Source organism: Gardnerella vaginalis, assembly GCF_001563665.1.
GTDB lineage: Bacteria > Actinomycetota > Actinomycetes > Actinomycetales > Bifidobacteriaceae > Bifidobacterium > Bifidobacterium vaginale_A.
Genome location: NZ_KQ961862.1, coordinates 24596 through 31621, shown reverse-complemented (window position 1 = coordinate 31621; position 7026 = coordinate 24596). Strand labels below are relative to the sequence as shown.

Annotated in this window: 5 protein-coding genes; 2 read left to right on the top strand and 3 right to left on the bottom strand. The window is 36.6% G+C overall.

The window, feature by feature from the left end; translation table 11 throughout:
* Positions 1 to 141 precede the first annotated feature (141 nt).
* Positions 142 to 2049, top strand: a complete 1908-nt coding sequence (glmS, locus tag HMPREF3230_RS03275; RefSeq protein ID WP_075523541.1) for a glutamine--fructose-6-phosphate transaminase (isomerizing) — start codon at positions 142 to 144, stop codon at positions 2047 to 2049.
* A gap of 14 nt (positions 2050 to 2063) precedes the next feature.
* Positions 2064 to 3539, top strand: coding sequence for an ABC transporter substrate-binding protein (locus HMPREF3230_RS03270; RefSeq protein WP_075523540.1), 1476 nt, complete (start codon positions 2064 to 2066; stop codon positions 3537 to 3539).
* A 239-nt stretch (positions 3540 to 3778) separates the two neighbouring features.
* Here HMPREF3230_RS03270 and HMPREF3230_RS03265 read toward each other — a convergent pair whose 3' ends face one another.
* The 3 genes from HMPREF3230_RS03265 to HMPREF3230_RS03255 all read right to left on the bottom strand — a co-directional run bounded on the left by HMPREF3230_RS03265 (position 3779) and on the right by HMPREF3230_RS03255 (position 7016).
* A complete protein-coding gene (locus HMPREF3230_RS03265; protein WP_075523539.1) occupies positions 3779 to 4546 on the bottom strand; it encodes a type III pantothenate kinase in 768 nt (255 codons plus the stop codon).
* Positions 4547 to 4591: 45 nt separating this feature from the next.
* The gene (locus HMPREF3230_RS03260; RefSeq protein WP_075523538.1) at positions 4592 to 5767 is read right to left on the bottom strand and encodes a sensor histidine kinase; all 1176 of its coding nucleotides are present in this window, start codon (positions 5765 to 5767) and stop codon (positions 4592 to 4594) included.
* 523 nt (positions 5768 to 6290) lie between these two features.
* Positions 6291 to 7016: a response regulator transcription factor gene (locus tag HMPREF3230_RS03255; protein ID WP_075523537.1), complete on the bottom strand. Its 726-nt coding sequence runs from the start codon at positions 7014 to 7016 to the stop codon at positions 6291 to 6293.
* Positions 7017 to 7026: the final 10 nt, after the last annotated feature.

The following is a 7026-nucleotide window of genomic DNA, read 5'->3' as shown; positions in this document are numbered from 1 at the left end:
TGCAGTCTATGTTAGAAAAGCATTTTGGTAAAGGATTTGAAGCACGAGATATTGTAAAACATCAATTAAAAAAGTAAATTTATTTGCATATAATGTGTAAATCTTGAGATAAACAACTATATTAAAGTACAATAAAAGATTATGTGTGGCATTGTTGGATATGCAGGTTTTGGAAAGATTTGTTCTAAACCTTTGCAAGTTTGTTTAGATGGATTAGAGCGTTTAGAGTATCGTGGATATGATTCTTCTGGTGTAGCTCTTGTAGCTTCCGGGATGAGTGTTGCATCTGTGCGTAAAAAAGCAGGTAGGCTTTCTAATTTACGTAATGATATTATTGAAAATCCTATGCCGCAATCTAGTGCAGCAATAGGTCATACGCGTTGGGCTACGAACGGCGCTCCTTGTGACGTGAACGCACATCCTCATACAAGTGCAGACGGAAAAATTGCACTTATTCATAATGGAATTATTGAAAATGCTGTTGTTCTAAAAGAGCAGCTTCATGAAGAAGGCTATGAGTTTTCTTCACAAACAGACACTGAAGTAGCTGCAAAATTACTTGGGAAAATTGCTAATGAGATTGTAGAAGAAACTGGTAAGCCGGACTTGTTTGCTGCGATTCGTCGTACGGCAAAAATGCTTAAAGGCGCTTTTACTCTTTTAGCAGTTGATGTTCGTCAACCTGGTATTGTTGCTGCTGTTCGTCACGATTCTCCGCTAGTGGTTGGTATTGGAGATAATGAGTATTTCTTAGGGTCTGATGTTGCAGCTTTTGTTGCTTATACAGATCGAGTTTTAGAAGTCGGTCAAGATCAGGCTGTGTGCGTTGGAGATATTGATGGTTCTGGTAAATCAAGCCTTTTGCTTACAGATTTTAGTGGGAAAGTAGTCGATAATCCTACTTGCTTTACTGTAGATTGGGATGCGTCCGCAGTAGAAAAAGGTGGATGGGATTCCTTTATGGATAAAGAGATTCATGAAGATCCTCATGCTGTTGCAGATACTTTAAGAGGAAGATTTGATTCTAAAGGAAACATAATTCTCGATGAAGTTCGTATTAGCCAAGATGTATTGCGAGCAATAGATAAAATAATCGTTGTTGCTTGTGGAACTGCAAGTTATGCAGGTTTAGTTGCAAAATATGCTATTGAACATTGGGTTCGTGTACCTGTAGAAGTTGAATTAGCTCATGAATTCCGTTATCGTGATCCTATTTTAACGCATCGCACTCTTGTAGTTGCTATTTCACAATCTGGTGAAACTATGGATACGCTTATGGCTTTACGTCACGCACGCGAGCAGGGTAGTAGAGTGTTAGCAATATGCAATACTCAAGGTTCTAGTATTCCTAGAGAGTCTGATGCTGTGCTTTACACACATGCTGGCCCAGAAATCGCTGTTGCGTCAACTAAAGCTTTTGTGGCGCAAATCGTGGCAGCGTATATGCTTGGTCTTTATTTAGCTCAAGTAAAAGGCACAATGTATCGCGATGAAATACAGCAAATTGTAATGCAATTAAAAGCTATGCCGGATAAAATTCAAGAAATACTTGATTCTCAAGAAAATGCTATTTTGCAGGCTGCTAAAAGGACTTTAGAAGCTAAATCTTTCTTGTTCTTAGGAAGACATGTAGGCTATCCAGTTGCAATGGAAGGCGCTCTAAAGCTTAAAGAAATTGCATATACTTTTACAGAAGGTTTTGCAGCTGGAGAGTTAAAGCATGGTCCTATTGCGCTAGTTGACGATGGGGAACCTGTTGTTGTAATCGTTCCTTCATCTCGCGGACGTGACGTTTTGCATTCAAAAGTAATCTCAGGTATTGAAGAAGTAAAAGCGCGAGGTGCTTTTACAATAGCAGTTGCTGAAGTTGGTGACTTGGATGTTGAACGTTATGCGGATATAGTTTTCTGGAGACCTAAGTGTCCAACTCTTTTAAGTCCTCTTGTTGATGTTGTTCCTTTACAAATATTCGCTATGGACATGGCTAAATTAAAGGGTTATGACGTTGATAAGCCTCGTAATCTTGCTAAGTCAGTAACTGTTGAGTAGCGTGTAAAAATTATATGTGTGCGCATAAAAGTAACATTTCAAGGCTTGACTTTAAATTTGTTAGATACTTTAGAATTCCTTATGTGTTTCGTAATTCTTTGTATCGCTTTTTAATATTGCTTTTATGTGCTATTTTCGTAATTTTTTCTGGTGCTTGTGGATCTGCAGATTTTAGAACGCATATTACTGTTTGGTCTTGGGAACCAAGCATGAAGCGTATCGCGAAAGAATTTGAAAAAAGTAATCCAGATGTTCGCGTTACTGTTAAAGATACGAGTGGTTACAATGTTCTAAATAATGCTATTCAAGACGGTTATGGTATGCCAGATGTAGCGCAATTAGAGTATCACGCTTTACCTCAATATGCTGTTAGTGGTCAGTTGCTTGATATTACAGATAGAGTTAGAGATACTAGAACTTTTTATACTCCTGGAACTTGGTCATCTGTTAAGTTAGGGGATAGGGTTTATGGTTTGCCTATGGATTCTGGTCCTATGGCATGGTTTTATAACGATGATGTGTTTCGTCAAGCTGGAGTAGATGCATCAAAAATTCATACTTGGGAAGAATATAAACATGCAGCTCGAAAATTGAAAGATATTGGTGTTTATATTGCTGCAGATTCAGGTGATGCTAGCTTTTATGATGCGATGATTTGGTTAGCTGCAGGAAGACCTTTTGTAACTTCGAATGATGGAAAAACTGTAACTGTGCGTTTGAATGAAGATGAAGGAACAAAGCAATTCACTAAGTTTTGGCAATCTATGATTGATGAAGGTCTTATTGAAACTAGATTTAATACATGGTCTTCTAGTTGGAAGGCTGCTCTTGGTGATGGGAAAGTGGCATCAGTTTTTGCTGGAGCTTGGATGACTTCTTTGCTGTTATCTAATGTTCCAGGTAGTTCTGGATTATGGCGTGTTACTACTGTTCCTACTTTGCATGGTGAGAATAGAAATGCTGAAATGGGTGGTTCTGCGTTATCTGTTTTGCAATCTAGTAGGAAACCTGAGGCTGCTATGCGTTTTGTGGATTATGTATGCCATAGTTCTAAAGGAATTCGTATTAGAGTAGATGGTGGAGCTTTTCCTGCAGATATTGTTACGTTACACGATGAATCATTCTTGAATAAAACAACAGTACGTGATTTACGTGGTATTGACATACCTTATTTTGGAGGTCAAAAATTTAATCGTATTTTTTCTGTTGCAGCAGATTATGTTGATACAAGATACAAGTATCTTCCGTTTGAAGTTTATGCTCGTAGTGATTTTAGGTCAACAGTTGGTCAAGCTTATGATTGGAGTCGTAAATCTCGCGCGCGATTAGAAGTACAAACAATGATCGATGCTGGTATAACTAATGCTGATGGTTCTCAATTAAGTCTTCCAGATGATCCAGGTCCTAGAATTTCTTTAGAAAAGGGTCTTGCTTTGTGGCGCAAAGATTTGCAAGAATACGGATATAATCAAGGATTTGTTGTTCGATAAAATCAGATTATATATGTGCATGTTATTCCTAAATCATATATGCATATCTGTTTTTTGCTAAGTAACACTAAGTAACACTAAGCAACACTAAGCAATACTAAGCAATACTAAGCAATACTAAATAATGTTAAGCACTACTGAGCAATACTAAGTAGTGCATAAGTAACACTGAGTAACACTTAATCTAAATAATGTTAAGTAACACTAAATCTAAATAATGTATTTGTATGTATTACTTACTAAAACGTGTTTCGATTGTAAATTTCTGCCATACCTTTGAAAATTAGATTAGGATCATAGTAGTCTATTTCTTCTATATCTTTTTCAAAAAGTCTACCTAATCCGCCAGTAGCAATAACTTTAAACGGCTCATTTATTTCACTTTTGAATTGTTTAATAGTGCGTTCAATTCCGCCGAGAAAACTATAATACAGTCCTGCTTGCATTGCTGGGCGAGTTGATTTTGCTAATATCGATTCTGGTCGTGAAATTTCTACTTCTGGAAGTTGCGCTGTGTTATCCCATAAAGCTGCTGCAGCTGTGCGAATACCTGTGCATATGAGTCCGCAAGTTATAGCTCCATTTTTATCAACATAGTTGTATGTTGTTGCTGTTCCAAAATCAATTACTAGTGCTGGTCCGCCGTATTTTGCGAATGCTCCAACGCAATCTGCTAAGCAATCTGCTCCAAGCGTTTTAGGCTCGTCTATTCGAATATTCATTCCAGTTTTTACACCAGGGCCAACAATCATAGGGTCAATATTTAAGAATTTGATAATACTTGAACGGAATGAGTGCATTACTTTTGGCACAACAGAAGCAACTATGACATCATCTACATCTTTTATGCTAAATCCACTTAGATGAAGGAATTGCGTAATCATAATTCCATATTCATCTGAAGTGTGATTCGCTTTTGTAGTCATTCTGTAAGTGCCAACAATATTATCGTTTTCTAAAAACCCTAGAACTATATTTGTGTTGCCAATATCAACTGCTAAAAGCATATTTTCCTCGCTGTGAACGTGTTTTGTTTTTATATATTCTACATTTTATTCTTCATTGTTTTCACAATATTCGTAATTCAAAGGAAGAGTTATTTCAAAGTTTGGACCGCGTTTATCGTCTACTACTTTTACGCTACCATGATGAAGCTGTGCTGCCCATCTTGCAATAGATAATCCTAGTCCTGTTCCTCCAGATTCTGTTCCAATGCCTTGGTTTCCTTTTACAAATCGCCTGAAAATTTCAGATCGTTCTTCTTTTGGTATTTGCTTTCCAAAGTTAATAACATTACTTATTAGAGCATTGTTTTGAGAATCTGCATAAGCTGTAATTAGTACTTTTGTATTATCTGGAGAATGTTTAAGAGCATTAGAGATAATATTTGTAAATAATTGTGAAAGTCTATTTTGATCTCCAGTAAGTTGTATATTATCGTCAATTTTTACGTAAATATTATGATTGTGTCCGCTATCTGCTATCTCTAAAGGTTCTACTATTGAATCAATAAATTTCGAAAAATTAAACGATGTTATATTAAGATTTTCTGCTCCTGCTTCTACTCTAGATAAGTCCAATAAGAATGTAATAAGATCTGCAAGTTTATGTGTTTGATTTAATATAGTTTCCATATTTGCAGGAGTTGGTTCGATTACTCCATCTGCAAGATTTTCTAGCATTGCTTGTAACGCTGAAACTGGTGTTCTAAGCTCGTGGCTTACGTTCGCTATAAGATCTCTTCGCATTTGGTCTACGTGTTCTAATTCTTCAGCCATCTCGTTAAATGCAAGAGTAAGTTTTCCTACTTCATCACTTCGATTTTCAATTTCTACTCTTACTGAATAGTCGCCTTCAGCCATTGATTCAGACGCATCTCGCATTTGGCGCAATGGTGCTATTAAGCCGCGCGAAAATGTATATGTTATTCCTAGTGCTACTGCAAGAGTTAAAGGCATTGCAATCCATCCATTTAATCCCATTTTCAGAAGGAACCACGCCATAACAAATGCTATTGCTGTAGCTACAACAATAATCGCTGATAACTCGCTTTTTAATGACGAGAAGAATTTTAGTGACGAGAAGAAGTTTAGTGGATGCGATAAGTTTTTTATATTTTTAACACTATCTACATTAAAGTTTTTGATGTGATTATTTTTTCTCTTCGACTTAATATCAATATCAATATCAGAGCTTGTGGAGTTTTTTCTCGATTGTGATTTTTTCATAAGATTATATTATCTTTAAATTGTGTAAAAATTGTTTTATGATTTGTTACTAATTGTAGTTAAATACACTAACAAATCGTAATGTTATTTCATTTCATTACATCACATCATATTACTTATAAATTTTAAGTTATTTGTATTTTAAAATATATGTTTATTTATAGAATTTTCCTATTTGTTGTTGCTGAGCTCTCGGAGTTTCTCTCATCGCAAGATTTTTACATTGCTCTAAGAGAAACTCCGATAGCTCTTGGCATGTTTAGTCTTTTAATCTTCGACTAATCACTGAGATTTTTCGATTTTTCTTCTTCATTCGATGAATCACCACTTCGTGCTGAGGTTCATCTCATTCAGGGCGAAAAATCTTAAATCTCTGCCTAACTAACAGCAAAGCGTACGTTGTAAAACAAACTATAAGTAGTTTGTAAGTTAATATTCGATGGCGTAAGAAAGTGGGGAATATGTGATTTGTTAGCTTTGCGATTTATTGGACTTAATTTTCTCTCGTTAATCGTTTGCTGCTTTAATTCTCGCTTATCACAGGTTCAAAAGCGTATCCAATTCCGTGTACTGTGCGAATCCAGGAAGACCCTATTTTGTGTCTTAAAGACTTTATATGTGAATCAACTGTTCTAGTCCCAGAAGCGTCTGGCCAATCCCACACTTTTTCAAGCAATTTTTCGCGCTTAAATACTGCATGAGGTTTACGAGCCAATGTTGCTAATAAGTCGAATTCTGTAGGAGTAAAATGAACTTCTTCATTGTCAATAGTAACAATACGCTGACGAGGATTGATAACTAGATTTCCAAAAGTCATTGTTCGTTCATTTTCCAAATTCTTAGCTATTTGAGTAGCGCGATCTACGCGCCGCAACAGTGCTGCGCATCTTGCTATAAGTTCTCGTGGCGAAAATGGTTTCGTCATGTAGTCATCTGCTCCAGCGCTTAATCCCGATATTTTATCTGATTCAGCATCTCTAGCTGTTAGCATAAGAATTGGTACAAGACGTTTAGAAATAATCCTTTTAGTTGCTTCAATGCCATCCATTATTGGAAGCATAATGTCCATAATAATTAGATCTGGCTTAAGCTGTTCTGCTACTTTAACAGCAGACGCTCCATCAGATACGACCCTAGCGCGCCATCCTTGTGCAGCTATGCGCTGTGCAATTGCCGTAGCTAAATCTGGCTCATCTTCAACCACAAGAATAGTACGAGGAACTCCGTTACCTAATGGAGCGTTAAGCATAATCTAATAA